20 protein-coding genes and 1 pseudogene are annotated in these 24,495 nt (G+C 68.4%); 8 read left to right on the top strand and 13 right to left on the bottom strand.

Features of this window, described 5'->3' with window-relative positions:
• Positions 1-35: 35 nt before the first annotated feature.
• The 5 genes from BLW75_RS31625 to BLW75_RS31605 form a co-directional block, all read right to left on the bottom strand.
• The gene (locus tag BLW75_RS31625; RefSeq protein ID WP_034309171.1) at positions 36-1,463 is read right to left on the bottom strand and encodes an MFS transporter; all 1,428 of its coding nucleotides are present in this window, start codon (positions 1,461-1,463) and stop codon (positions 36-38) included.
• Between the two features lie 57 nt (positions 1,464-1,520).
• The gene (locus BLW75_RS31620; protein ID WP_241783454.1) at positions 1,521-2,009 is read right to left on the bottom strand and encodes a DUF3761 domain-containing protein; all 489 of its coding nucleotides are present in this window, start codon (positions 2,007-2,009) and stop codon (positions 1,521-1,523) included.
• A 71-nt stretch (positions 2,010-2,080) separates the two neighbouring features.
• Positions 2,081-2,833: an SDR family NAD(P)-dependent oxidoreductase gene (locus BLW75_RS31615; RefSeq protein ID WP_034309175.1), complete on the bottom strand. Its 753-nt coding sequence runs from the start codon at positions 2,831-2,833 to the stop codon at positions 2,081-2,083.
• A 9-nt stretch (positions 2,834-2,842) separates the two neighbouring features.
• Positions 2,843-3,730 carry an SRPBCC family protein gene (locus tag BLW75_RS31610; RefSeq protein ID WP_034309177.1) on the bottom strand — a complete coding sequence of 296 codons (888 nt, stop codon included), beginning with the start codon at positions 3,728-3,730 and terminating at the stop codon, positions 2,843-2,845.
• Positions 3,723-4,280, bottom strand: coding sequence for an ArsR/SmtB family transcription factor (locus BLW75_RS31605; protein WP_034309181.1), 558 nt, complete (start codon positions 4,278-4,280; stop codon positions 3,723-3,725). The genes BLW75_RS31610 and BLW75_RS31605 overlap by 8 nt, the downstream gene beginning before the upstream one ends.
• A gap of 84 nt (positions 4,281-4,364) precedes the next feature.
• Between BLW75_RS31605 and BLW75_RS31600 the strand changes: the two genes are divergently transcribed.
• The 3 genes from BLW75_RS31600 (at position 4,365) to BLW75_RS31590 (ending at position 8,318) form a co-directional block, all read left to right on the top strand.
• Positions 4,365-5,441, top strand: a complete 1,077-nt coding sequence (locus BLW75_RS31600) for a sensor histidine kinase (protein ID WP_034309183.1) — start codon at positions 4,365-4,367, stop codon at positions 5,439-5,441.
• Entirely contained in the window at positions 5,438-6,106 is a 669-nt protein-coding gene (locus tag BLW75_RS31595; protein ID WP_034309185.1) for a response regulator, read from the top strand. Before BLW75_RS31600 ends, BLW75_RS31595 begins: the two co-directional genes overlap by 4 nt.
• A 109-nt stretch (positions 6,107-6,215) precedes the next feature.
• A complete protein-coding gene (locus BLW75_RS31590; protein ID WP_034309323.1) occupies positions 6,216-8,318 on the top strand; it encodes an MMPL family transporter in 2,103 nt (700 codons plus the stop codon).
• Between the two features lie 68 nt (positions 8,319-8,386).
• Here the strand turns inward: BLW75_RS31590 and BLW75_RS31585 are convergent, their stop codons facing one another.
• Together BLW75_RS31585 and BLW75_RS31580 are read right to left on the bottom strand one after the other, a co-directional pair.
• Complete coding sequence (locus BLW75_RS31585) at positions 8,387-10,558, bottom strand: 3-hydroxyacyl-CoA dehydrogenase NAD-binding domain-containing protein (RefSeq protein ID WP_034309188.1); 2,172 nt, start codon at positions 10,556-10,558, stop codon at positions 8,387-8,389.
• A 10-nt stretch (positions 10,559-10,568) separates the two neighbouring features.
• Positions 10,569-11,780 (bottom strand): acetyl-CoA C-acetyltransferase, encoded by a 1,212-nt coding sequence (locus BLW75_RS31580; protein ID WP_034309190.1) that lies wholly within the window; start codon positions 11,778-11,780, stop codon positions 10,569-10,571.
• Between the two features lie 145 nt (positions 11,781-11,925).
• Here BLW75_RS31580 and BLW75_RS31575 point away from each other — a divergent pair, with 145 nt between their 5' ends.
• The 5 genes from BLW75_RS31575 to BLW75_RS31555 all read left to right on the top strand — a co-directional run bounded on the left by BLW75_RS31575 (position 11,926) and on the right by BLW75_RS31555 (position 18,240).
• Entirely contained in the window at positions 11,926-13,113 is a 1,188-nt protein-coding gene (locus BLW75_RS31575) for a TetR/AcrR family transcriptional regulator (RefSeq protein WP_034309192.1), read from the top strand.
• Between the two features lie 38 nt (positions 13,114-13,151).
• Complete coding sequence (locus BLW75_RS31570) at positions 13,152-14,360, top strand: low temperature requirement protein A (protein WP_091598687.1); 1,209 nt, start codon at positions 13,152-13,154, stop codon at positions 14,358-14,360.
• A 223-nt stretch (positions 14,361-14,583) separates the two neighbouring features.
• Entirely contained in the window at positions 14,584-15,888 is a 1,305-nt protein-coding gene (locus tag BLW75_RS31565; RefSeq protein WP_034309199.1) for an acyl-CoA dehydrogenase family protein, read from the top strand.
• A gap of 18 nt (positions 15,889-15,906) precedes the next feature.
• Positions 15,907-17,115 (top strand): acyl-CoA dehydrogenase family protein, encoded by a 1,209-nt coding sequence (locus tag BLW75_RS31560; protein WP_007033833.1) that lies wholly within the window; start codon positions 15,907-15,909, stop codon positions 17,113-17,115.
• 120 nt (positions 17,116-17,235) lie between these two features.
• Positions 17,236-18,240 carry an MASE1 domain-containing protein gene (locus BLW75_RS31555; RefSeq protein ID WP_034309204.1) on the top strand — a complete coding sequence of 335 codons (1,005 nt, stop codon included), beginning with the start codon at positions 17,236-17,238 and terminating at the stop codon, positions 18,238-18,240.
• Here the strand turns inward: BLW75_RS31555 and BLW75_RS31550 are convergent.
• The 6 genes and pseudogenes from BLW75_RS31550 to BLW75_RS31525 form a co-directional block, all read right to left on the bottom strand.
• Positions 18,204-19,259, bottom strand: coding sequence for an alpha/beta fold hydrolase (locus BLW75_RS31550; RefSeq protein ID WP_034309206.1), 1,056 nt, complete (start codon positions 19,257-19,259; stop codon positions 18,204-18,206). The genes BLW75_RS31555 and BLW75_RS31550 overlap by 37 nt on opposite strands.
• Before the next feature lie 117 nt (positions 19,260-19,376).
• Complete coding sequence (locus tag BLW75_RS31545; RefSeq protein ID WP_034309207.1) at positions 19,377-20,240, bottom strand: SDR family oxidoreductase; 864 nt, start codon at positions 20,238-20,240, stop codon at positions 19,377-19,379.
• An 86-nt stretch (positions 20,241-20,326) separates the two neighbouring features.
• Positions 20,327-20,833: a GNAT family N-acetyltransferase gene (locus BLW75_RS31540; protein ID WP_034309210.1), complete on the bottom strand. Its 507-nt coding sequence runs from the start codon at positions 20,831-20,833 to the stop codon at positions 20,327-20,329.
• A 9-nt stretch (positions 20,834-20,842) separates the two neighbouring features.
• A pseudogene (locus BLW75_RS31535) lies at positions 20,843-21,249 on the bottom strand (M24 family metallopeptidase); the annotation flags it as partial.
• A gap of 107 nt (positions 21,250-21,356) precedes the next feature.
• A complete protein-coding gene (locus BLW75_RS31530) occupies positions 21,357-22,511 on the bottom strand; it encodes an acyl-CoA dehydrogenase family protein (protein WP_034309213.1) in 1,155 nt (384 codons plus the stop codon).
• A complete protein-coding gene (locus BLW75_RS31525; protein ID WP_034309216.1) occupies positions 22,508-24,493 on the bottom strand; it encodes an acetyl/propionyl/methylcrotonyl-CoA carboxylase subunit alpha in 1,986 nt (661 codons plus the stop codon). The genes BLW75_RS31530 and BLW75_RS31525 overlap by 4 nt, the downstream gene beginning before the upstream one ends.
• Positions 24,494-24,495: the final 2 nt, after the last annotated feature.

Genomic DNA, 24,495 nt, shown 5'->3' with positions numbered 1-24,495 from the left:
CCTGCGTGCGGTGAGTCTTCACCGCACGCAGGGCGCTAGCGGGCCGAGGCGATCAGAGATCGGGGCTGGCGTTGCTTCGGGACGAAAACGGTCAAGACGAGCCCCAGGAGCGCCGCGCCGGCGGCGACCACGAAGCTCAGCCGGAAGCCCGCCGCGGACGGGACGGAAACCCCGCCGACGGTGATCGCCAGCGACGCGAGCATGGTCGCCATCACCGCGCTGGACGTCGACGTGCCGACGGAGCGCATCAGCGAGTTCAACCCGTTCGCGGACGCGGTTTCGGTGACCGGGACCGAGCCCATGATCAGCGCCGGCATGGCCGCGTAGGCGATGCCCACACCGCCGCCGATGATGATGGACGCCGTGATCAGCTCGAAGGCGTTGTCCATCAACACGGTCGCGAAGATGTATCCGGCCGCGATGGTGGTGGCGCCGACCATCAGTGTCGTGCGCGGTCCGTAGCGCTCGATGAGTCGGGCCGAAACCGGCGACAGCAGGAACATGACCAGGCCGTTCGGCGCGAGGCAGAGCCCGGCCTGCACCATGGTCAGGCCGAGACCGTAGCCGGTCGACGCGGGCGCCTGCAGCAGCTGCGGGAACGACAACGCCATCGAGTACAGCGCGAATCCGATCATGATCGACGCGAGGTTGGTGAACAGCACCGGCCGTCGCGCGGAGACCCGCAGGTCCACGAGCGGATCACGCCGCCGCAGCTGGTAGGCGCCCCAGACCAGCAGGATCACCACCGCGCTTCCCGCGAAGGCGAGCGTGCGGCCGCTTCCCCAGCCCCATTCGCCGCCCTTCACGATCGGCAACAGCAGGCAGACCAGTCCGGCCGTCAGCCCCAGCGCGCCGAGGAAGTCGAACGGCGCCGGCGTCTTCACCGGCGACTCCGGCACCACGAACAGGATCAGCAAGCCGCAGACGAGCCCGAGCCCCGCCGACGCCCAGAACAGGACGTGCCAGTCGGCGTTCTGCGCGACCAGCGCCGACACCGGGAGCCCGATGGCACCGCCGACGCCGAGCGTCGAACTCATCACCGAGATCGCGGCGCCGACCCGTTCCGGCGGGAGTTCGTCCCGCATGATGCTGATGCCCAGCGGGATCGCGCCCATCGCGCAGCCTTGCAATCCTCGTCCGAGGACCATCAGCGCGAGCGAACTGGTCAGCGCGGACACCACCGAACCCGCGACCAGGAACCCCAGGCTGATCAGCAGCAACCGGCGTTTGCCGTAGAGGTCACCGAGCCTGCCGCTCACCGGCATCACCACGGCCCCGGCGATCAGGGTCGCCGTCACCACCCACGACGCGTCCGACGGAGTCGCGTCGAGCAGCCGGGGAAACGCGGGGATGAGCGGGATCACGAGCGTCTGCATGAACGAGGCCACCAGACCGCAGGTGGCCAGCACGACGACGAAGATCCGGGGCGAAGGTGCCCGTCCGACCGGTTTCACCCTGCGCATCCCATGATCCGACCTTACACAGCACCACCCTTCTCAGTGAACGGTTCACCGACGGGATCACAGCCAGGTGCGAACCCCACCATGGCCGGAACAGGTACCGCGGCGATTCTGGCTGTAGCTATAGGAACCGTCCTTGCAGAGGGCGGTCGCTCCGTCGGCCGCGCCAGGTCCGGCCGACGGCCGGTGGACACAGACACCGTCGGTGTTGCGGTAGTAGTCGCTTCCGCACTCCGCCAAGTTCGGCGCCTTCGCCGCCTGCGTGGACTTCGGAGGTGTTTTCGTCGGCTTGGGCTCGACCTGCTTCGGCACCTCGACCGCGGACGTGGCCGTCGGCACGGACTGCTGAGGTGTACGCGGCGTCCAACTACTGGTCGGCGTCGATGTTGTCGTCAGTGCCGTCGGGACTGTCGGCGTAGTCGGCGCTGTCGACACCGGGCCGCTCTGCGGCGTGACCCGCCCGGTGGGCACGGTCTCCACACCGCAGCCTCCGGCGACCATAAGTCCGATCGCCAGCGCCATGCCCAGCTTCGTCGCTCTCGTCGGCATACGACCTCCCCAGCACCTGGTAGTGCCGCGTAGTCGGGAGATCGTCCGCCGGCGTTACCGCCAAGCGCTGTCTAGTCGACCATCGAGCCGCAACTGATGTTCAGCGCCGTCGCCGTCATGCTCCGCGCATGGTCCGACGCGGCGAAGGCGGCCACCCGGGCGACGTCTTCGAGCGATGCCGTCCGCTCGAGCATTGTCGCGTCGACCATGTCCCGAATGGCGTCATCGAGGCCCGCGCCCGCCGGAATCGTCTCCGGGATCCCGCCGGTGCGAAGGGTCACGACCCGGATGCCCTGCGGTCCGAGTTCGCACGCCAGCCCTCGCCGCAACGCCTCCATCGCGCTGAACGCGACCTGCAACCCGCCGAGGTGGTACCCCGGCAGCGGATCACCGTCGCCACCGAACATCAGGATCACTCCGGACCCCTGCCCGATCATGTGCCGGGCGGCGGCCCGCGCGGTGAGGAAGTTCGTCCGCACCGCCGTCCGGACCGGGCTTTCGAGGTCCTCCCACGACATCTCGACCAGCGGGATGCCCTGGACGTCGTTGTGCGTGATCACGTTCATCGAGATGTCGACGCTGCCCGCCGAGGAAACCACCGAAGCGGCATGCTCGTCGATGGCGGCTTCGTCGAGCGCGTCGAACTCCGCCGTTTCGGCTTTCCCGCCCGCTGCCCGGATTTCATCGGCCAGCGCGTCGAGTTTCTTCAAGGTGCGACCGGTGAGATGGACGGTCGCACCCTCCCTGGCGAACCCGCGGGCGACCGCGCTGCCGATGCCACCGGCGGCCCCATAGATGATCGCGTTCCTGCCTTCGAGCAACATCTATTCCCCCTATTTGCCGTCCAGGGTGATGAGTCCGTCGGGGGTTCCCTCCAGGTGGACGTCGACCCACGACGAGCGCCACGAGTCGAGCTCGTGGAACCTGCGCAGTTCCGCCAAACCGCTGAGCCAGCCCATCCACATGCCGTACGGCGGCTTCTCGTCCGAGAATCCACTTTGGACGAAAGTCAGTTTCGTACCGCCATCGGAGTCCTCGAGTTCCCAGGAGGCGACGACACCGTCCTGGTATGCGAGCGACATCTTGGAGCCGGGCACCAGGTCGACGATCTTGGCCGGATCCGGGTCCTTGTCCAGTGACCCCATCGCCCAGCGGCCGCCGACATGGGTCTCCGCCTCGATCCGGGCGCCGAACCAGCGGGTGAACACGTCGGGGTCGGCGATCGAGGAGTAGACCTCCCCTCGGGGCGCGTCGATCCGCACTTCTTCGCTCATCAGCGGGGAAGTGAGGTCACAGCGCGCGATGGGCGGCCGTCCTTCGACGTGGTCGACGAGGTTCGCGACCGAAAGTGCCCAGAACGTGTGCATCAGGCTGAGCGACGAATACGAGTCGGCGAGCATCGTGGCGTAATCCGGCAGACCGCTCTGACTGAACGCCAAGGACGTCTCGTCCCCGTCCTCCTTCAGGGCGATCTCGACGACGGTCTCCTTCCCGCCGAGGGCCCAGACGAACCGCAGGAGGTTGTCCTCGGCCGACAGCAGCCGCTGGCGCGGACGATCGCCTTCCGGCGTGTACCGGCCCCAGAACTCGTACCGGGACGGCAAGTCGACCTCCGCGTATTCGGAAAGCCACACGCGCAGCGCCCCTGGATCGGTCAGCGCGTGCCAGACCTCGTCGATCGGCGCGCGCAGGCGCACCTCGAACCTCATCGGTTCAGTCACGGGCGTTTCCCTTCGGGTAACAGGCCAAGGCGAGCTTGAAGGCGTCGCCTTCCGCTCCGCCGTAGCGGGTGAACAGATCCTGCAAAGTCGTCTTCAGTTCGTCGAGGAACTCCTGACGTCGCTCCGGCTCCACCCGGATCTCGCCGGAGACACCGATCGACGGCAGTTCCGGCGCGGCCCTGTCGAGCGCCGCGACGTCCGCCTGGACCTCTTCCATCAGGTCCACCAGATAGCCCAGGCTCAACTCGTCCCGCGCCGCCCGCGGGCCGAGCCGTCCCACCAGCCCCGGCGACAACCAGTACGAACGGGCGGTCGCCTGGTACACACCCTCACTGACGGCGCGCACCTTCCGCTCCGACACCTGTTTCACGAGACCGGCTTCCACCAGTCGCTTCACGTGGTAGTAGACCCGCTGCGGCGTCTGATCCAGCGCCGCCGCCACCTCGGTACAGGACCGCGGCTCGGCCAGCTGCCGCAGCACGTCCACCCGCTGCGGTTTCAGCAAGGCCTCCGCCTGCTCCAACCGCTCCAAGTACTCCACGTCTCTCACGGCGCCACACCCTTGATCACAAAAATCAGTTTGAACGTAAAAATCCATTTTGTCAATCGGGCCGGATCGCGCTACTCTCGTCGTGTGGCGTTCCTTCGGCGGTACCCGGCGGAGATCGCGGTCACCGCGGCGGTGATCGCGGGTTCCGTCGTGGCCTCGCTCGGGGACGGCGCGGAACCACCGCGCAAGGCGGTCGCCGGCTGGGTCTGCGTGGCGCTCGCCTGCGCCGCGTTGTTCCTGCGCCGCCGGTATCCGCTCCCCGTCGCGATCTTCACCGCGGCCTGTTGCGCGATCTACTATCCGCAGACCGACCCTGACGGATTCGTGCTGCTCGCGTTCGCCTTCGCGCTGTACAACACCGCCTCGACCGGGCGGATCCGCAGTGCGGCGGTCGTCGCGGCGGCCTCGATGGTCGGCGTCGCGATCGGAGAGGCACAGGCCGGCGCGGCACGGCAGGTGGACGACTTCGCGTTCCTGCTGATGGCGGGCTGGTTCATCGCGCTGGTCGCGGTCGGCGCGGTGACGTACTACCGCCGGGAAGCCGAACGCACCAAGGAGGCCGAGGCACGGCGAAGGGCCACGGACGAGCGGCTCCGGATCGCGCGCGAACTGCACGACGTCCTCGGCCACAACCTGGCACTCATCAACGTCCAGGCGGGCGCGGCCTTGCACGGCAAGGATCCGGCGAAATCCGAGGAGGCACTGACCACGATCAAACAGACCAGCAAGGAGGCCTTGCGCGAACTCCGCGCCACACTTGGCATGTTGCGGCAGGCGGACACTCCGAGCCTGGCCAGGGTCGCCGAACTGGCCGAATCGGCGGGCGCGCACGGGCTGACCGTCCGGACCGAGATCGACGGCACGGCCACGGAACTGCCGCCCGACGTCGAACACGCGGCCTTCCGCGTCGTCCAGGAGGCGCTGACCAACGTCGCGCGCCACGCCGCCGCGAACACCGTCGTGGTGCGGATCGGCTACACGCCCCATGATGTGTCCGTGCAGATCGACGACGACGGCCGGGGCGGCACGGCGAAACCCGGCAACGGGATCCGCGGCATGACCGAACGGGCCGAGGCACTCGGCGGCGAACTCACCGCGGCCGCGCGCGAAGACGGCGGCTTCCGGGTGCGCGCCCGGCTTCCCCTGCGGGTGAAGAAATGATCCGGGTCCTGCTCGTCGACGACCAGCGGTTGGTGCGCGCCGGATTCAAGTCCATATTGGACAGTGAAGACGACATCACCGTGGTCGCCGAAGCGGCCGACGGCCGCGAATCCCTCCAAGCCGCGCACGAACACAGGCCGGACGTCGTCCTGATGGACATCAGGATGCCCGGAATGGACGGGCTCACCGCGACCCGGCACCTGCTCAAAGACCCCGCGCTGACCGGGATCAAGGTCGTCATCCTCACCACCTTCGACCTGGACGAGGACGTCTACGGCGCGTTGCGCGCCGGTGCCAGCGGGTTCCTGGTCAAGGACACCGAGCCCCAGGAACTGATCCACGGCGTCCGCGTGGTCGCCAGGGGCGACGCGCTGCTCGCCCCGTCGATCACCAGGCGCCTGATCTCAGAATTCGCCTGCCGGGTGGACCGGCCCACCCCTTCGCCCACCCTGAACCGGCTCACCGAAAGGGAACGCGAAGTGATGAGCCTGGTCGCGGCCGGCCTGTCCAACGACGAGATCGCCAAGGAACTCGTGCTCAGCCCGGCGACGGCGAAGACGCACGTAAGCCGGATCATGACCAAGGTGGACGTCCGTGATCGCGCGCAACTCGTCGTACTCGCCTACGAATCGGGCATGGTCACTCCTCGCTGGATGACCCCGTGACCACAACCCCGGTAGTACGGGAGGCGCCCTAGGGGTACCCAGAAGTTGCGGCCGGAGTGCCCGCCGGAGCCCGACGATATCCGGGCCGGGAAAGCCGATGCTTTCCGCCATGGACACCATCGCTCTTTCCCGGAGACAGCCGCCTGGGGGCGCGCTCTCGAAGCTGGCGGGCTGGTCTCAGCGTCACCGCTGGCTCGCCGTTTCGCTCTGGCTGCTCACCCTCGTCGGCGTCACGCTGGGCTCGCAGCTGGCAGGCAGCGCCTACCACGATGACCATTCCCTGCCGGGCACCGAATCCCAGCAGATCATGGATTTGTTCAAGGCGCGGGCGCCGACACAGACCGGCGCGACGGCCGAGATCGTCTTCAAGGCCGGAAGCGGGCTCGCGACCGCACGTGGACCGATCGACCGGACGCTCGCCGAAGTCCGGAGCCAGCCGCACGTGAAGGCGGTGACGAGCCCCTTCGACACCCCGTCGGCCATCTCGCGTGAGGGCACGATCGGCTACGCCGCGATCGCTTTCGACCTCGAGTCGCAAGATCTTCCGTACGACGACATCGTGCGCGTCGTCGACACCGCGAAGAAGGCGGAGGCGGCCGGACTCCAGGTCGAACTCGGCGGCGAGCCGATCAAACGGGCAAACGAACGCGGCGGCCCGTCGGAGGGTGTCGGGCTGCTGGCCGCGCTCGTGGTCCTCGTCTTCCTATTCCGCTCGATCCTCGCCGCCGGGCTCCCGGTAATCACGGCGATCTTCGCCGTCGGCAGCACGCTGGGCGTGATCGTGCTCGTCAGCAGGTTCGTCGACATCGCGAGCTACACGGCGCCGCTGATGATGCTGGTCGGGTTCGGTGTCGGCGTGGACTACGCGCTGCTCATCTTTTCCCGCTATCGCGGCGAAATCCTGGCCGGTCTCGACCGCGAACAGGCGGCGCGGCGGGCGCTGGACACCGCGGGCCGATCGGTGCTGTTCGCGGGCGGCACGGTGATCATCGCTCTGCTCGGTCTGCTCGCCCTCGGCCTCGGTTCGCTGCGCGGGGTCGCCCTCGCGGTGGCCTTGACCGTGCTCGTGACGATGCTCGCGTCGATCACCCTGCTGCCCGCGCTGCTTTCCCTTTTCGGCCACCGTTTGGAAAAGGGCATCCGCAAACATGCCGAGAAACGCGAGCACGGCAAGGCTTGGGGCAAGCTCGGGGACGCGGTACAACGACGCCCTATGGTGCCGCTCGTGATCGGGCTTCTCGTCCTCGTCGGCCTTTCCCTTCCCGCGCTCGGCATGCGCCTCGGGTTCGCCGACGCGGGCACGGATCCGGAGACGTCGACCACCCGGCAGGCCTACGACCTGATGGCGGAGGGTTTCGGCCCCGGGTTCAGCGAGCCGTTGATCGTGGTCACCGAGAACGGCGATGGTGCCGCGCTGCAACGGAAACTCGAAGCCACGCCAGGGATCGCGGAGGTGACACCGCCGCTGGGGCAAGGCGTCACGACGGTTCTCGCCTTCCCCGCGTCTTCCCCGCAGGACGTGGCGACCACCGAACTGGTGGAGCGGTTGCGGACGGAGGTGTTGCCGGGGCTGCCGGGCGAGTACCTGGTCGGCGGAAGTGTCGCGGCGGCGGTGGATTTCGCGGACGCGGTGGGTGACCGGTTGCCGCTGTTCGTGCTGGTGGTCGTCGGGCTGTCGGCGTTGCTGCTGATGGTCGTGTTCCGCTCGATCCTGATCCCGCTCAAGGCGGCCTTGCTGAACCTGCTGAGCATCGGCGCCGCGCTCGGCGTGATGACGGCGGTGTTCGGCGACGGTCTGTTCGGAGCGCAGCCGGGACCGATCGAAGCGTTCGTTCCGGTGCTGATCTTCGCGATCGTGTTCGGGCTTTCCATGGATTACGAGGTGTTCCTGGTGTCCCGGATGCACGAGGAATGGCGACGCACCGGCGACGCGCGCCACGCCGTCCGCGAAGGGCTCGCCTCCACCGGCGGGGTGATCACGGCGGCGGCGGTGATCATGATCCTCGTGTTCGGCGCGTTCCTGCTCAATCCCGACCGGATGCTGGCGCAGTTCGGTCTCGGGCTGGCGGTCGCGGTGCTGGTGGACGCGTTCGTGATCCGTTGCCTCGTGGTGCCCGCGGTGATGCGGATGCTCGGGGAACGCGCCTGGTGGCTGCCGCGTTGGCTGGACCGGCGGTTGCCGCACGTGGCGCTGGAGCCGTCGTCCCGCTAGCTCCCGGACGACACGAAAGGCCCCTTCATTGCGAATTTCGCAATGAAGGGGCCCTCCATGTCACGCGCTTATTCGTAGATCTCGCCCTTCGCGGCCTTCGCGACCAGCGACTCCGGCGGGGTGAAGTGGTCGCCGTAGCGCTCCGCCAGCTCACGAGCCCGGTCGACGAAGCCCTGCAGGCCACCCTCGTACTGGTTGATGTACTGGATGACACCACCGGTCCACGCCGGGAAACCGATGCCGAAGATCGAGCCGATGTTGGCGTCGGCGACGGTGGTGAGCACGCCCTCGTCGAAGCACTTCACGGTCTCGAGCGCCTCGGCGAACAGCATGCGCTCCTTGAGGTCCTCGAAGGGAACCTCGGCGCTGCCCGACTTGAACGCGTCGCGCAGGCCCGGCCAGAGACCGGCCCGCTTGCCGTCTCCGTCGTAGTCGTAGAAACCCGAACCGGTGGAACGACCCTTGCGGTCGAATTCCTCCACCATCCGGTCGATGACGCCCTCGGACGCGTGCGCGTTCCAGGTACCGCCGGCGGCCTCGATCGCTTCGCGGGTCTCCTTGCGGATCTTGCGCGGCAGCGTCAGGGTCAGCTCGTCCATCAGCTGCAGCGGCGGGGCCGGGTACCCGGCCTGCGCACCGGCCTGCTCGATCGACGCCGGCTCGACACCCTCGCCCAGCGCGGCGACGGCCTCGTTGAGGAACGTGCCGATGACGCGCGAGGTGAAGAAGCCGCGGCTGTCGTTGACGACGATCGGGGTCTTCTTGATCTGCAGCGTGTAATCGAAGACCTTCGCCAGTGTGGCGGGCGAGGTCTTCTCACCGCAGATGATCTCGACCAGCGGCATCTTGTCCACCGGTGAGAAGAAGTGGATCCCGATGAAGTCCTCGCTCCGCTGGACACCCTCGGCGAGCGCGGTGATCGGCAGGGTCGAGGTGTTGGAGCCGAGCACGGCGTCGGGGTTGACGACGCCCTCGATCTCCTGGAACACCTTGTGCTTCAGCTCGACGCTCTCGAAGACGGCCTCGATCACGAAGTCGACGCCGGCGAAGTCCTCCGCCTTGTCGGTCGGCTTGATCTTGGCGAGCAGCGCGTCGGACTTCTCCTGCGTGGTCTTACCGCGGGAGAGTGCCTTCTCCTCCAGCTTGACCGCGTAGCCCTTGCCCTTTTCGGCGCCTTCGAGCGTGACGTCCTTGAGCACGACGTCGATGCCGGCCTTCGCCGAGACGTACGCGATCGCGGCGCCCATCATGCCCGCGCCGACGACGCCGACCTTCTTGGCGGTGTACTTCTCGAAGCCTTCCGGCCGCGAACCGCCGGAGTTGATGCTCTGCAGGTCGAAGAAGAACGCCTTCGTCATGTTCTTCGAGACCTGGCCGGTGGCGAGGTGCACGAAGTAGCGGGTCTCGACGGTGATCGCGGTGTCGAAGTCGACCTGCGAACCCTCGATGGCCGCGGCGAGGATCGCGCGCGGGGCGGGCATGTTGGCGCCCTTGATCTGCTTGCGCAGGTTCGCCGGGAACGCGGGCAGGTTCGCCGCGAAGCTCGGGTTCGACGGGGTGCCGCCCGGGATCTTGTAGCCCTTGACGTCCCACGGCTGCACGCCGCCCTCGGGGTTGGCCTTGATCCACGCCTTCGCGGCCGGGACCAGCTCCTCCACGGTGCCGACGAGCTCGTGCACGAGGCCGAGTTCCTTCGCCTTGGCGGGACGGTGCCGCTGGCCCTGCAACAGCACGTTCAGCAGCGCGCTCTGGATGCCCAGCAGGCGCACGGTGCGGACCACGCCACCGCCGCCGGGGAGCAGACCGAGGGTGACCTCGGGGAGGCCGATCTGGCTGCCCTTGACGTCGGCCGCGATGCGGTGGTGCGTCGCGAGCGCGAGTTCGAGGCCGCCGCCGAGCGCGGCGCCGTTGATGGCGGCCACGACCGGCTTGCCCAGCTGCTCGAGCCGGCGCATCTGGCCCTTCATCTGGGCGCTGCTCTGGGTGATCTCGGCCGCGTGCTCCGGCTTCGCCTGGATCAGGTCGTTGAGGTCGCCACCGGCGAAGAAGGTCTTCTTGGCCGAGGTGAGGACGACACCGGTGATGCTGTCCTTCTCCGCCTCCAGGCGGTCCACGACCACGCCGAGCGACTCGCGGAAGTCGGCGTTCATCGTGTTGGCGGACTGCTTCGGGTCGTCCAGGGTGAGCACGACGATGCCGTCGGCGTCCTGCTCCCAGCGGATGGTCTTCGCTTCAGTCATTGTCTCTTCCTCAGACCCGCTCGATGATGGTCGCGACGCCCATGCCGCCGCCGATGCACAGGGTGACCAGGGCGCGGCGCGCCTGGCGACGCTCCAGCTCGTCGACGACGGTGCCGACCAGCATCGCGCCGGTGGCTCCCAGCGGGTGCCCCATCGCGATGGCGCCGCCGTTGACGTTGACCTTCTCCTCGTCGAGGTGCAGGTCCTTGATCCACTTGAGGACGACCGAGGCGAAGGCCTCGTTCAGCTCCCACAGGTCGATGTCGTCCGGGGTGAGACCGGCGATCTTGAGGACCTTCTCGGTGGCCGGGGTCGGGCCGGTGAGCATGATCGTGGGCTCGGAGCCGACGGTCGCGGTCGCCACGATGCGGGCGCGCGGGGTCAGGCCGAAGTCCTTGCCGATCTGCTCGTTGCCGACCAGCACCACCGCGGCGCCGTCGACGATGCCGGACGAGTTGCCGCCGGTGTGGACGTGGTCGATCTTCTCCACCGAGTGGTACTTCTGGAGCGCGACGGCGTCGAAGCCGCCCAGCTCGCCGATGCCGGCGAAGGCGGGCTTGAGCTTGCCGAGGCCCTCGACGGTGCTGCCCGGGCGACGGTGCTCGTCGTGGTCGAGGATCGTGACGCCGTTGATGTCCTTCACCGGGACGACGGACTTCGCGAAGTAGCCGCCGGACCAGGCCGCTTCGGCCCTTTCCTGCGAGCGCACGGCCCACGCGTCGACGTCCTCGCGGGAGAAGCCCTCGATGGTCGCGATCAGGTCGGCGCCGGTGCCCTGCGGGACGATGTAGTTGTCGTACGCGGTGGCCGGGTCCATGAACAGCGCGCCACCGTCGGAGCCCATCGGCACGCGCGACATCGACTCGACACCGCCGGCGATGATCAGCTGGTCCCAGCCGGAACGCACCTTCTGGGCGGCGGTGTTGGTGGCTTCGAGGCCGGAGGCGCAGAAGCGGTTCAGCTGTACGCCGGCGACCGACTGCGGCAGGCCCGCGTTCAGCGCGGCGGTGCGCGCGATCACGGCGCCCTGCTCACCGACCGGCGACACCACGCCGAGGACGATGTCGTCGATCACGGCGGGGTCGAGGTTCGGGTGCCGGACCTTCAGTTCCTCGATGAGGCCGACCACGAGATCGACCGGCTTGGTGCCGTGGAGGGCACCGCCCTTGTTCTTGCCGCGAGGCGTACGGATCGCCTCGTAGATGTAGGCCTCGCTACTCACAGAAAAACTCCTCCGCGTACGGCGCTGTATCAGGGTGAAACGTACCGGCCGGTAGCCATGCTAATGCCGATTAACATAAACCGCGATAACCCCATGGTGTCAATGGGTTGCGATGCACGCAACCGGCGCTATCGTGGGTTCACCTATGGATCACCCGACCGAGCGTTCGACCCGACCGCGCGACCGCAAGGCCCAGCTGGCAGGCCTCGCCGCGGAGCTGTTTCGCGCCCGCGGGTTCCACGGCGTCGGCATCAACGACATCGCCGCCGCGGCCGGGATCACCGGGCCCGCGCTGTACCGGCATTTCTCTGACAAGCAGGCGGTGCTGTCCTACGTCGTGCTCTCCGGCATCGACGACATGGAGGCGGCCACCACCGAGACGCTCGCCGACGGTCTCCCCGTCCCCGCCCAGGTCAACGCCCTCTTGGGCACCCTCGCCGCGCAGGCGGTGGAGCGGCGTGAGGTCGCCGCGCTGTGGCGCTGGGAGGGCAGGCATCTGCCCCGGGAGGAGCGGCGTGAGATCCGCCGCCGGTCGGGCGCGGTGCTCGAAGCGTGGTCGAAGGCGCTGCTCGCGTTGCGTCCCGAACTGACTCCCGACGACGCCGAGCTGCTGTGCTGGGCGGGGCTGAGCGTGTTCGGCAGCGTCTCCGTGCATCACACGTCCGTGGCGAAGAAACGCTTCGCGCAGATCCTGGTACAGCTGGCGGAGTCGGTGCTGCATGTCACACTGCCCGAGCCCTCGGAGCCGGCGGAAGAGACACCGTCGATGGCGCTCGGCGAGCCGTCCCGCCGCGAGCAGCTCCTCGCCGCCGCGACCGAGCTGTTCGGGCGACGCGGCTTCCGTTCGGTGAGCATGGAGGAGATCGGCGCGGCCGCCGGGATCGCCGGGCCCAGCGTGTACCGGCACTTCCCCAGCAAGGCCGCGCTGATGGTGGCGATCGGGCATCGCGCGGCCGACCGGCTGGCGCTCGCCGCGGAACGCGCGTTGCGGACCGGCGACGAACGCGACGCACTCCGCAGGCTCGCGGCGTCCTATGTGCACACCTTGCTGCACACGCCCGAACTGCTGGTGTCGTTCTCCGGCAGCCCCATGGAACTGCCGGAACGCGACAAGGCGGACCTGATCCGGGTCCAGCGGGACTACGTCGCGCGCTGGATCGCGCTGACTTCCGAAGTCCATCCGGAACTGAGCCTGCGCGAAGTGAAGATCACCGTGCACGCGGCGCTGACCATCGCGAACGACCTCGCGCGCACCCGGCGCGTCAACGGCCGCCCGAACTTCGAGGCCGAGCTGACCGCGCTGACGCACGCCGTCCTGAAAGTCAGCTCTTAGCAAACTCCCGTGTCCCGCAAAGACGCGACGGGCACGATATGCGCGTGCCCACGAAACGCGGCCTGCATCTGGTGACCCGGGAAGAAGACCACAAGGTCACCACGCTGGAGCTCTTCTTCGACCTGGTCTTCGTCTACGCCATCACCCAGACCACGCAGCTGATGGCCGATCACCTCACCCCGCTCGGCATCGGGCAGGGCGTCGCGATGATCGCCGTGCTGTGGTGGTGCTGGTGCGCCTACGCCTGGCTGGCCAACACCCTGCACGTCGACCGGGGGATCGCCCAGCTGGCGATGTTCGCCGCGATGGGGACGATGTTCCTGGTCTCGCTGACCATCCCGGAGGCGTTCACCGACCTGCCCGGCGGCCTGTACGCGCCGCTGATGTTCGTCGGCTGCTACTTCCTTGTCCGCCTGCTGCACTTGACCGCGTATTTCGGCGCCGCGCGAACCGACCCCGAGCTGCGCAAGACCGTCCTGAAGATGTTCGTCGGCCTGCTGCCGAGCGTCGCGCTGCTGACCACCGCCGCGTTCTTCTCCGGCTGGGTGCAGCTCGGCATCTGGGCCGTCGCGCTGCTCGCCGACTACCTCAACGTCTTCCGGACCCGGTCGTCGGACTGGCGGCTGCACCAGCCCGGCCACTTCGCCGAGCGATTCGGGCTGATCGTGATCATCGCGCTCGGGGAATCGATCGTGGCGATCGGCATCGGGATCAGCTCTTACCCGATGTCCTGGCCGATCACGCTGGCCGCCGTCTTCGGGCTCGCGCTCGCGTCGTCGATGTGGTGGATGTACTTCGCCGTCGTCGCGCACGTGTCCGAGCACAACCTGAAGCGCGCGGAGGGCGTGGAGCGGGTGCGGATCGGGACGGACACGTACACCTTCCTGCACCTCCCTCTCATCGCCGGGATCGTGCTCGTGGCGCTGGGATTGAAGAAGTCGCTGCTGTACGTGTCCGACACCGAGCACCACAGCCTCGCCGACGGCCTCCACGGGACCCCGATCTGGGCGCTCACCGGCGGGCTCGCGCTGTACCTGATCGCGTTGAGCGGGCTGCGGCGGCGGAACCTGGGCTCGTGGAACGTGCGGCGGCTGGTGCTCGCGGTGGCCCTGCTGGCCGCGACTCCGCTGCTGGAGCTGGTGCCGGCGATCGTGCTCGTCGGCATCGTCGCGCTGGCGGCGGTGGGCCTCGTGGCCATCGAGCGGGCGGGACTGGCGAAGCGACCTCTGGTAACCGAAGAGCCTTAGCCGCGTGCGTTCCGGAAAGGTGAAGGGAACTTCGAGGGACCCTGGCTTCGAAAAGCTGGTGGCTTGTGAGTAATCCTGGCCTGCCCGGCCTCCCGGATCACTCACCGGCGTGACGTTCGCCGCCCCCGTAGTGGCGCATCGGCCCAAGGCGAGTTAACCTACTCACGAGTAGGTAAGCGAGGCAGGGAGACTCACCGTGGGTGCGCCTAGGAAACGAGACGCGATGGGCCTTGGCCTGTCCGCGCTCACCCGGCTGGCCGGGAGCAAGGTCATTGAACGGGCCGGACTTCGGAAGCCCGTGCAGAACCTGGTCAGTGCCGGGACGCGCAACGGCTTCCGGGTCGCGGGCGCGGCGGGACGGACGTTCAAATCCGCCCAGAAGCTCGGCAAGCCCGCGCGGCTCGCGCCTGCCGAGGACACCGGGCTGTTCGATCTCACCCCGAGTGAGGACCAGCAGCTCATCGTCGAGACCGTGACGGAATTCGCGGCCGAACAGCTGCGGCCCGCAGCGGCCGACGCCGACGCGAAGCTTCAGGCGCCCGAGGGCCTGTTGAGCCGTGCCGCCGAACTCGGCATCACGCTCGTCGGCATCCCGGAGGAACTGGGCGGTGTCGGCACCGAACGGTCGGTCGTCACGAACGCGCTGGTCGCCGAGGCCCTCGCGCACGGCGACCTGGGTCTCGCGGTCGCGGTGCTCGCGCCGTCCGCGGTCAGCACCGCGCTGGTGTCCTACGGCGACGAGCAGCAGCAGGCGGACTACCTGCCCGCGTTCGTCGGCGAGAACGTCCCGGCCGCGGCGCTCGCGCTGCAGGAGCGCACCGCGCTGTTCGACCCGTTCAAGCCCGCGACCAAGGCCCGCCGCACGCCGAAGGGCTACCAGCTCGACGGCGTGAAGTCGCTGGTCCCGAGGGCCGCCGACGCCGAGCTGTTCATCGTGTCGGCCGACCTCGAAGGGCCGGCAGGCACCAGTCCGGCACTGTTTCTCGTCGAGTCGTCGAATTCCGGCGTCACCATCGAGTCCGAACCGGCGATGGGCCTGCGGGGTGCGGCGACCGGAAAGCTGCACTTGGAGAAGGTCGCCCTTCCGGCCGGGGCGCTGCTCGGCGGCGGCAAGACCGAAGTCTTCACCGAGGTCGTCCGGCTCTCGCGCCTCGGCTGGGCCGCGCTGGCCGCCGGTACCGCGAAGGCCGTGCTCGACTACGTGGTGCCGTATGTCAACGAGCGCAAGGCGTTCGGGGAACCGGTGAGCCACCGGCAGGCCGTCGCGTTCTCGGTGGCCGACATCGCCATCGAGCTGGAAGGGCTGCGGCTGGTCACGCTCCGCGCCGCTTCCCGCGCCGAACAGGGCAAGCCGTACGCCCGCGAGGTCGCGCTGGCCCGGAAACTGGCCGCCGACAAGGGAATGCAGATCGGCAGCGCCGGAGTACAGCTGCTGGGCGGGCACGGGTTCGTCAAGGAACACCCCGTCGAACGCTGGTACCGAGACCTCCGTGCGATCGGCGTGATGGAAGGCGCCGTCCTTCTCTAGGACTTTCGAAAGGCAATCATGATCAACCTTGAGGTTCCGAAGAAGGCCGGCACCCTGATCAACCAGGCGTACCAGGCCGCGGCCGAGGTGTTCCGGCCGATCTCGCGCAAGTACGACCGCGCCGAACACACCTATCCGGCCGAACTCGACATGTTCGCCGCGTTGCTGGACGGGCTGAACTCGTCCGGCGAGGGCGGCGCCGGCGCGGCGGGCGTCCGCCGGTCCGAAAAGAACGAGAAACCGGGCAACCGCAACGGTTCCAACCTCAACATCGTGCTCGGCACGATCGAGATGTGCTGGGGCGACGTCGGTCTGCTGCTGTCCATGCCGCGCCAGGGGCTCGGCAACGCCGCCATCGGCTCGGTCGCCACCGACGAACAGCTCAAGAAGTTCTCCGGGCTGTGGGCCGCGATGGCGATCACCGAGCCGGACTGTGGCTCGGACTCCGCCGCGATCACCGCGACCGCGCGGCTGGACGGCGACGAGTACGTGATCAACGGCGAGAAGATCTTCGTGACCGCCGGCGAGCGCGCCGACGCCGTCGTCGTCTGGGCCACTCTGGACAAGACGAAGGGCCGCGCGGCGATCAAGTCGTTCGTCGTCGAGAAGGGCACGCCCGGCTTCGAGGTGGTGCGCGTCGAGCACAAGCTCGGCATCCGCGCCTCCGACACCGCCGTGCTGCGTTTCGAGAACGTGCGCGTGCCCAAGGAAAACCTCCTCGGCACGCCGGAGATCGACACCGCCAAGGGTTTCGCCGGGGTCATGCAGACCTTCGACAACACCCGCCCGCTCGTTGCCGCCATGGCCATCGGGGTCGCCCGCGCGGCGCTGGAAGAGACCCGGAAGATCCTCACCGACGCCGGGGTGACCATCGACTACGACAAGCCCGTCCACAGCCAGCACGCGGCGGCCGCCACGTTCCTGCAGCTGGAGGCCGACTACGAAGCGGCGTACCTGCTGACCATGGAATCGGCGTGGATGGCCGACAACCGCAAGCCGAACTCGCTGCAGGCCTCGATGGCCAAGGCGAAGGCGGGCCGATCGGTCGTCGAGATCACGCTGAAATGCGTCGAGCTGGCCGGGACCTTGGGCTACACCGAGGAATCGCTGCTGGAGAAGTGGAGCCGGGACGCGAAGATCCTGGACATCTTCGAAGGCACGCAACAGATCCAGCAGCTGATCGTGGCGCGCCGGATCCTGGGCAAGACGTCGGCGGAGCTCAAGTAGTTCGTGGCGCTCGTGAGTGGTGAGGACGGTTCTAACCGTCCTCACCACTCACGAGCCCTTCGTGGGTGACCGAGCGGGGTACTCTCTTAGCTTCCCCAGCCAGCGAAGGCCGGAGTCGCGATGAGACCGCTTTCCCCTGCCGCGCGCTGGTGCCTCATCGTCCTCGGCGTCACCGTCTGCTACTTCGCGGCGGGCCGGATCGGGATCCAGTGGGCGATCGTGCGAGAACAGATCTCGCCGCTGTGGCCCGCTGCCGGTGTCGCGCTGGCGGTGCCGATGCTCCTGGGGCCGCGGTTCTGGCCGGGGATCTTCCTCGGCGCTCTTCTGACGAACGTCGCCCTCGGCCCCTCCCTCGGCATGGTCTTGGTGATCTCCGCGGGCAACACGATCGGCTCGCTGCTGGCCTACGCGGTGATGCGGGGGCTGGGTGGCCGCAATCGGCTCGACCGGCTTCCCGACGCCGTCCTCCTCGTGGTGGTCGGGGCCATCGGGGGCACGGCCGTCAGCGCGGCGCTGGGCACCGGAGTGCTGGTCCTCGATGGCGCGCTGGGCCCCGGGGACTTCTGGACGACCGCACTCGTGTGGTGGACCGGCGACGCGATGGGCGTCCTGACGATCACACCTCTGCTGCTCCTGGCGCCGAGGTTCCGCCTGCCCAAGCAGGTGTCGCTCATTCGCTGGGGCGAGGCGGCGGCTCTCGCGCTCTTCGCCATCGGCACGGCGATCCTCGCGTCCACGACGACGTCGAAGCTGTTCCTGGTCTTCCCGGTGCTCGTCTGGGCGGCGCTGCGCTTCCGGCAGGCCGGGGCGCTGCTGTGTTCCTTGTGCGTCTGCACCTTCACGATCGTCGCCGCGGTACGCGAACTCGGCCCCTACGGTTCCAGCGAGCTGGCCGCGCGGATGCTGCACGTACAGGCCTTCGACGCCACTGTCGGGCTGACGGCACTGGTGTTGTCCACGATCGTCCTGCAACGCGATCGCGCGACCGCCGAGATCGCCGACGCCTGGCGTCAGATCACCGAAATGGTGGACCTGATCTCGGCACGCCAGTCCTTGCGCAGCGCCATGACCCAGCGCGACGACGAGACTCAGGCGGCCTGTTCGTCGAGAAAACGGTCGAGGTAACGCCAGGTGGTCCCGCGCGCCTTCCGGCCGGTCAGCACGCCCAGGTGCCCGCCGGGCGCGGTCTCGAAGGTCACCGACGGCGAGTTGTCCAGCAGTTCGGTGAGCCGTTCGACGGCCGCGCGCGGGGCGATCGTGTCGTTCTGCCCGGCGATGACCAGGGTCGGCACCTTGATCCCGGACAGCGCGATGATGCGGCCGTTGAGGTCGACCGTGCCCTCGGCGAGGTCGTTGGCGCGGAAGAACCGGTGGTAGATCTGGCCGAACGTCCGCCCGGGGTAGGCGATCATGTTGTCCATGAAGTGGTCGACGGCCTCGATCTGCGCCAGGTAGTCCCGGTCGTCGAGATTCTTCAGGATGGCAAGGGGTTTGGTGATCTCCTTGCTGATCCCGGTCGCCCGGAAGACGCGGCTGACCAAATAGGACGGTGCGCCGCCGAGCGCCCGGTAGAACGGGGTCAGCAGGTGGCCGCCGGTGAGGTCCACCAGCGGGCGGAACGGGGCGATCAGCGGGATCGCGGTGAAGTCGAACGGTGACGCGATGGTCGCGATCGACTCGATCGGCAGATCGGGCTGGTCGGCGGTGGTCAGCAGGGAGAAGATCCCGCCGAGGCACCACGCGACGACGTGCACGCCCTGGCCACCCGCGTCCTCGCTGACCTTGCGGATCGCGCGCGGGAGCACCTCTTCGATCCAGTGCTCGATGCCGAGGCGCCGGTCGGAGAAGGCGACGTTCCCGTAGTCGACCAGGTACGTGTTGCGGCCGCCGTCGACCAGGTGCTCGGCGAGGCTGCACCCGCGGCGCAGGTCGAAGCACAGAGCGGGCGCGGCCAGCGGCGGCACGAGCAGCACCGGCGGGCCCGACGCGGGGGCCTTGCCGTTCGTCAGCCGGTACAGCGAACGATTCGGGCCCTGGTCGATCAGGACACGCGGCACCGGGCGAAGATCGGCGACCCCACCGTGCAGCACCTTCCCGACGACGTTCGACGCGGCGGCGGCGAGCCGTGCCGGGGGTGTGGCCATGGTGTGCCTCCTGGGGAATCAACGCGGTAAGACGTAATCTTGCCGCCTGGGAGCGCACGACTCAACACCCCGGCCGTCACAGCCGGTCCATTTCGGACAGTGGCTAGGCCGTACGAGTTAAGAATCGGTGCCCTTTTCCGCCGCTGGAGCACTCCGCGCGGCCCGCGATTCGTACTCCGCGCGAGCACTGGAATGCGTTGCGGAGGACAGAATCTTGTCGCCGCCGAGTGCGCGGAGCAGACCTTCGCCGAAGCGACGCGGAAGCAGCCGTGTGATCCTGCCCATGGCGTCCAGTGACGCGGGCACGAAGACGTCGAACTTGGGACGGCGTAACGCATCGACAATGGCCTGCGCCACATCTTCCGGCTGCACCGATTTGAAGAACTTCGCCTCGCCGAGCCCGCTGGCCAGTTCCGTGCGCACCACCGCGGGCATCACGCAGGACACCAGCACGCCCGTCCCGTGCAATTCCAGGTGCACCGATTCCGACAGGCCGACGACAGCGTGTTTCGTGGCGCAGTAGGTGGCGGCGCCGGGGAAACCGGCCTTTCCCGCCATCGAGGCGATGTTGACGATGTGGCCGGTGCCACGCGGGCGCATCCGCTTCACGGCTTCCCTGGTGCCGTGGATGACCGCGTGGAGGTTGATCTCGAGCAGCCTGCGGGTCGCCGCGTCGTCCTCTTCGTCGAGCGGCGCGAGCGGCATGATGCCCGCGTTGTTGATCAGTACGTCGATCGGGCCGACGCGCCGCTCGACCTCGTCGAGGAACTCGGTGAAGCCCTTCGTGTCGGTGACGTCGAGCGGCAGCGCCTCCGCGCCCAGTTCGGCGGCGGTCTTCTCGGCGAGGACCTGGTCCAGGTCGCCGATGACCACCTTGGCGCCGAGCCGGGACAGCGCCGTCGCGGTACTGGCCCCGATGCCCTGCGCCGCTCCGGTGATCACGACGACCTTGCCTGCCAGGGAACGTTCACGCTTGGCCATGCTGGGCTCCTCTGCGACTGCACTGTCCGGGGCACTGTTGGCGTTGTGTCAACTATGGTGCACCGGAAGCCGTGAGGACGCCAGTCCTACGGTCGCTGCTCGAACACCTGCCCGATCCAGCCCTTGACGTCGAAGCGCTCCGTCGGCTTGAAGCCCTGGCTCTCGTAGTAGCGCTGCAGGTCGCCGTCGCCGCCGGCCCAGCAATCGACCCGCACCAGGCCGATGCCGCGTTCCCGCGCCTCGGCCAGCGCGAACTCGATGAGCCGCGAGCCGACGCGGTGGCCGGTGAACCGGCGCGAGGTCAGCAGCAAGCCGATGTAGATCTCCGGTTCGTCGACCGGCGAGACATGCGGGAACCGGTCACCGAGGATGATCGCCCCGGCCGCCTGGCCGTCGATCTCGGCGATGTAGAGCCCGGGCCCGTCGGCCATCCCGCGGACCCGCTCGACCCGTTTCGGGATCGTGGACCACGGCTCGCTCCCCCACTGCCCCTCGCTGCCGCGCGAGGCCAGCCACGCGACGACCTCGTCGAACATGTCCAGCAACGTTGGGAAGTCCCCAGAACCACCCTGGCGGATGATGAAATCGCTCATTCTTCCGTTCTACAACATCGTGAGGACGCGCGGACCTTCTGTGGTGATCGCGACGGTGTGCTCGACGTGGGCGGCCTTGGTGCCGCGCACCGTCTAGCCGTCGTCCTCGATCCGGTAGCCGTCGCGGCCGTCGGCGACGAACATCGGCTCGATCGCCGGCACCAGCCCCGGCTTGCCCTCGTTCGGCAGATGCGGGTCCTCGTGCATGCTTCGGCCGATGCCGTGGCCGCCATGGTGCGCGAGAAGGCCGTACCCGGTGATCCCCGCGTCGCCGTGCCAGCCGTCGTTGCAGGCGCCGGCGTCGATGCTGACCAGGTCGCCGTACTCCGACGGGATGCCGTGGACGACGGTTTCGCGCCAGCGTCCCTGATCGCCTGCGCAGCGATCTCGTCCAGCTCTTTCAAGCTCACGCCGATCACGTGCGTCAAGTCGTAACTCGCGTGCTCAAAGTCGTAACTCGCGTGATCAGAGCCGGTACGGCTTCAATCACGCGAGTTACGCCTCCAGTTACGCGAGACACGTGTCAGGCGACGCCCAGGTGCCGCGCGATCAGCATCCGCTGCACCTCCGAGGTCCCCTCCCCGATCTCCAGGATCTTCGCGTCCCGGTAGAACCGGCTCACCGGGAACTCGTTCATGAAGCCGTACCCGCCGAAGATCTGCGTGGCGTCGCGCGAGTTGTCCATGGCGGCGTTCGACGCGACGAGCTTCGCGATCGACGCCTCCTTCTTGAACGGCTCGCCGCGCAGCATCTTCGACGCCGCCGCGTAGTACGCCAGCCGTGCGGTGTGCGTGCGCACCTCCATGTCGGCGATCTTGAACTGGATCGCCTGGTACTCGCCGATCTTGTGCCCGAACGCCTCACGTTCCTTGACGTACCGCAGGCATTCGTCGACACAGCCCTGCGCGAGCCCGACGCTCAGCGCGGCGATCGCGACCCGGCCTTCGTCCAAAATGGACAGGAACTGGGCGTAACCGCGGCCGCGTTCGCCGACCAGGTTCTCGGCCGGGACACGGACGTCGTCGAACGACAGTTCATGCGTGTCCGAGCAGTTCCAGCCGACCTTGGAGTACTTCGGCGCGACGGCGAAGCCCGGGGTGCCGGACGGGACGATGATCGCCGAGATCTCCTTGCGCCCGTTCTCCTTCACATCGGTGACGGCGGTGACCGTGACCAGTTTCGTGATGTCGGTGCCGGAGTTGGTGATGAACGACTTGCTGCCGTTGATCACCCAGGTGTCGCCGTCGAGTTTCGCGCGCGTGCGGGTGGCGCCGGCGTCCGAGCCGCCGCCGGGTTCAGTGAGCCCGAAGGCGCCGAGCGCGGTGCCGGCGCACAGCTCCGGAAGCCACTTCTGCTTCTGCTCCTCGGTGCCGAACCGGTAGATCGGCATGGCTCCGAGGGAAACACCGGCCTCGACGGTGATCGCGACCGAGGAATCGACGCGCGCCAGTTCCTCCAGCGTCAGGCAGAGCGCGAAATAGTCGCCGCCCATGCCGCCGCACTCCTCGGGAAAGGGCAGGCCGAACAGACCCATCTCGGCCATCTTCGCGACGATCTCGTACGGGAATTCCTCCCGCTCGTAGAGGTCGCCGATGACCGGGGCGACCTCGGAACGCGCGAATTCCTCGACCGTCTTGCGCAGCGCCTCGTACTCGTCATCCAGCCGAAAGTCGATCATTGCTCATCCTTTTGGGGTGTCACCACGGCTACCGTCTCGTCCAGCGCGACCTGTTGGCCCGCCCGGACGGGGAGTTCGCTGACCACGCCGTCGATCGGCGCGGTGATCGTGTGCTCCATCTTCATCGCCTCGACGACCACGAGCGGCGTCCCGGCGCTCACCACGTCACCGGCGGCGGCCTTGACCACCAGCACGGTTCCGGGCATCGGGCTGGTCACCGGTCCGGCGCCACCCGCGGCACCGGCCGCCGAGCGCAGCCGCTCGCGCTCGCCGATCGCGAAGCTGTGGCCGTCCCGCGCGAGCCACACCGTCCTCCCGCTTCCGGCCGCGTGCCGGTAGCGGTGGAAACCGGTGGGATGCCGGACTTCCAGCAGATCACCGTCGCGCCGCGCGGAAACCCGGGCCGGCTCGGCGCCGTCGACACTCACGAGCGCGTTCGCCGGCGTGCCCTGCACCCGCACGGCGACTTCGGAACTTCCCGACTTCAGCGCGAAGTCGATGCCGCCGGACCCGCCGAGCCGCCAGCCGTCCGGCACGTCCCACGGATCGATGACGGTTCCCTGTGGTTGCAGGGAAAGCAGCCGGTCGAGCGCCGCCGCCACGAAGAACTCCGGCGGCACCTCCTCGGAGACCAAAGTGGACAGTCGCCGATCGACGAGGCCGGTGTCGAGCTTGCCGTCGCGGACGTCGCCGTCGGCGAGCAGCCCGCGCAGGAAGGCGACGTTGGTGCCGACGCCGAGCAGCGCGGTGTCCGCGAGCGCCAGATCGAGCCGGTGCAACGCGGCCGCGCGGTCCGGGCCCCAGGCGATGACCTTGGCCAGCATCGGGTCGTAGTTCGAGCCGATGACCGCGCCCTCGCTCATCCACGAGTCGACGCGCACGCCTTCGCCCGACGGCTCGTGGACCGCGAGCACGGTGCCACCCGTCGGGATGAAACCGCGAGCGGGATCTTCGGCGTAGACGCGGGCTTCGACGGCGTGGCCGTCCAGCCGGACGTCGTCCTGTGACACGGTGAGCACGTCACCCGCGGCGATCTTGACCTGCCACTCCACGAGATCCAGCCCGGTGACGAGTTCGGTCACCGGATGCTCGACCTGGAGTCGGGTGTTCATCTCCATGAAGAAGAACTCGTCGGGCGCGGTGGCCGACACGATGAACTCGACCGTCCCCGCGCCGACGTAACCCACCGAGCGCGCGGCCTCGACCGCGGACGCACCCATCTTCGCGCGCGTCGCTTCGTCGAGGAGCACGGACGGCGCCTCTTCGATGATCTTCTGGTGCCGCCGCTGAAGACTGCACTCGCGCTCGCCGAGGTGGATCACGTTGCCGTGGGTGTCGGCGAGCACCTGGATCTCGATATGGCGCGGCGTGGTGACGAACCGCTCCATGAGCAGGGTGTCGTCGCCGAACGAGCCCTTGGCTTCACGGCGCGCGGACTCGACGGCAGCGTCCAATTCGGACAGTTCGGTGACCAGCCGCATACCCTTTCCGCCACCACCGGCGGACGGCTTGAGCAGCAGCGGGAACCCGACCTTCTCCGCGGCGGCCGCGAAACCACCTTCGGGGATGTCCACATCGGACGCACCCGGCACCACCGGGACACCGGCCTTGGACACCGTCGCCTTGGCGCGGATCTTGTCGCCCATGGCGTCGATGGCCTCGACCGGCGGGCCGATGAAGACCAGACCGGCGTCGGCGCAGGCTCGCGCGAATTCCGCGTTCTCCGCGAGGAAGCCGTAACCGGGGTGGACCGCCTGCGCGCCCGTGTCGACCGCCGCCTGGACGATCGCCGGAATGGACAGGTAGCTCTTCGCCGCTTCGGCCGGGCCGATACGGACGGCGGTGTGCGCCTCCCGGACGTGCCGGGCGTCGGCGTCCGCATCGCTGTACACCGCGACCGAACGGATGCCCAGCCCCTGCAGCGAGCGGATCACGCGGACCGCGATCTCCCCGCGGTTGGCGACCAGAACCGTGTCGAACATGC

This window comes from Amycolatopsis lurida (assembly GCF_900105055.1).
Lineage (GTDB): Bacteria > Actinomycetota > Actinomycetes > Mycobacteriales > Pseudonocardiaceae > Amycolatopsis > Amycolatopsis lurida.
Note: the sequence above shows the minus strand (reverse complement) of the source record. Positions and strands in the feature narration are given on the sequence as shown.

What these genes read in the sequence shown, in the direction of transcription:
- BLW75_RS31625 (WP_034309171.1), bottom strand. Translation starts at nt 1,463, where the DNA reads ATGCGCAGGGTGAAACCGGTCGGACGGGCACCTTCGCCCCGGATCTTC.
- BLW75_RS31620 (WP_241783454.1), bottom strand. Translation starts at nt 2,009, where the DNA reads ATGCCGACGAGAGCGACGAAGCTGGGCATGGCGCTGGCGATCGGACTT.
- BLW75_RS31615 (WP_034309175.1), bottom strand. Translation starts at nt 2,833, where the DNA reads ATGTTGCTCGAAGGCAGGAACGCGATCATCTATGGGGCCGCCGGTGGC.
- BLW75_RS31595 (WP_034309185.1), top strand. Translation starts at nt 5,438, where the DNA reads ATGATCCGGGTCCTGCTCGTCGACGACCAGCGGTTGGTGCGCGCCGGA.
- BLW75_RS31590 (WP_034309323.1), top strand. Translation starts at nt 6,216, where the DNA reads ATGGACACCATCGCTCTTTCCCGGAGACAGCCGCCTGGGGGCGCGCTC.
- BLW75_RS31585 (WP_034309188.1), bottom strand. Translation starts at nt 10,558, where the DNA reads ATGACTGAAGCGAAGACCATCCGCTGGGAGCAGGACGCCGACGGCATC.
- BLW75_RS31575 (WP_034309192.1), top strand. Translation starts at nt 11,926, where the DNA reads ATGGATCACCCGACCGAGCGTTCGACCCGACCGCGCGACCGCAAGGCC.
- BLW75_RS31570 (WP_091598687.1), top strand. Translation starts at nt 13,152, where the DNA reads ATGCGCGTGCCCACGAAACGCGGCCTGCATCTGGTGACCCGGGAAGAA.
- BLW75_RS31565 (WP_034309199.1), top strand. Translation starts at nt 14,584, where the DNA reads ATGGGCCTTGGCCTGTCCGCGCTCACCCGGCTGGCCGGGAGCAAGGTC.
- BLW75_RS31560 (WP_007033833.1), top strand. Translation starts at nt 15,907, where the DNA reads ATGATCAACCTTGAGGTTCCGAAGAAGGCCGGCACCCTGATCAACCAG.
- BLW75_RS31555 (WP_034309204.1), top strand. Translation starts at nt 17,236, where the DNA reads ATGAGACCGCTTTCCCCTGCCGCGCGCTGGTGCCTCATCGTCCTCGGC.
- BLW75_RS31550 (WP_034309206.1), bottom strand. Translation starts at nt 19,259, where the DNA reads ATGGCCACACCCCCGGCACGGCTCGCCGCCGCCGCGTCGAACGTCGTC.
- BLW75_RS31545 (WP_034309207.1), bottom strand. Translation starts at nt 20,240, where the DNA reads ATGGCCAAGCGTGAACGTTCCCTGGCAGGCAAGGTCGTCGTGATCACC.
- BLW75_RS31540 (WP_034309210.1), bottom strand. Translation starts at nt 20,833, where the DNA reads ATGAGCGATTTCATCATCCGCCAGGGTGGTTCTGGGGACTTCCCAACG.
- BLW75_RS31530 (WP_034309213.1), bottom strand. Translation starts at nt 22,511, where the DNA reads ATGATCGACTTTCGGCTGGATGACGAGTACGAGGCGCTGCGCAAGACG.
- BLW75_RS31525 (WP_034309216.1), bottom strand. Translation starts at nt 24,493, where the DNA reads ATGTTCGACACGGTTCTGGTCGCCAACCGCGGGGAGATCGCGGTCCGC.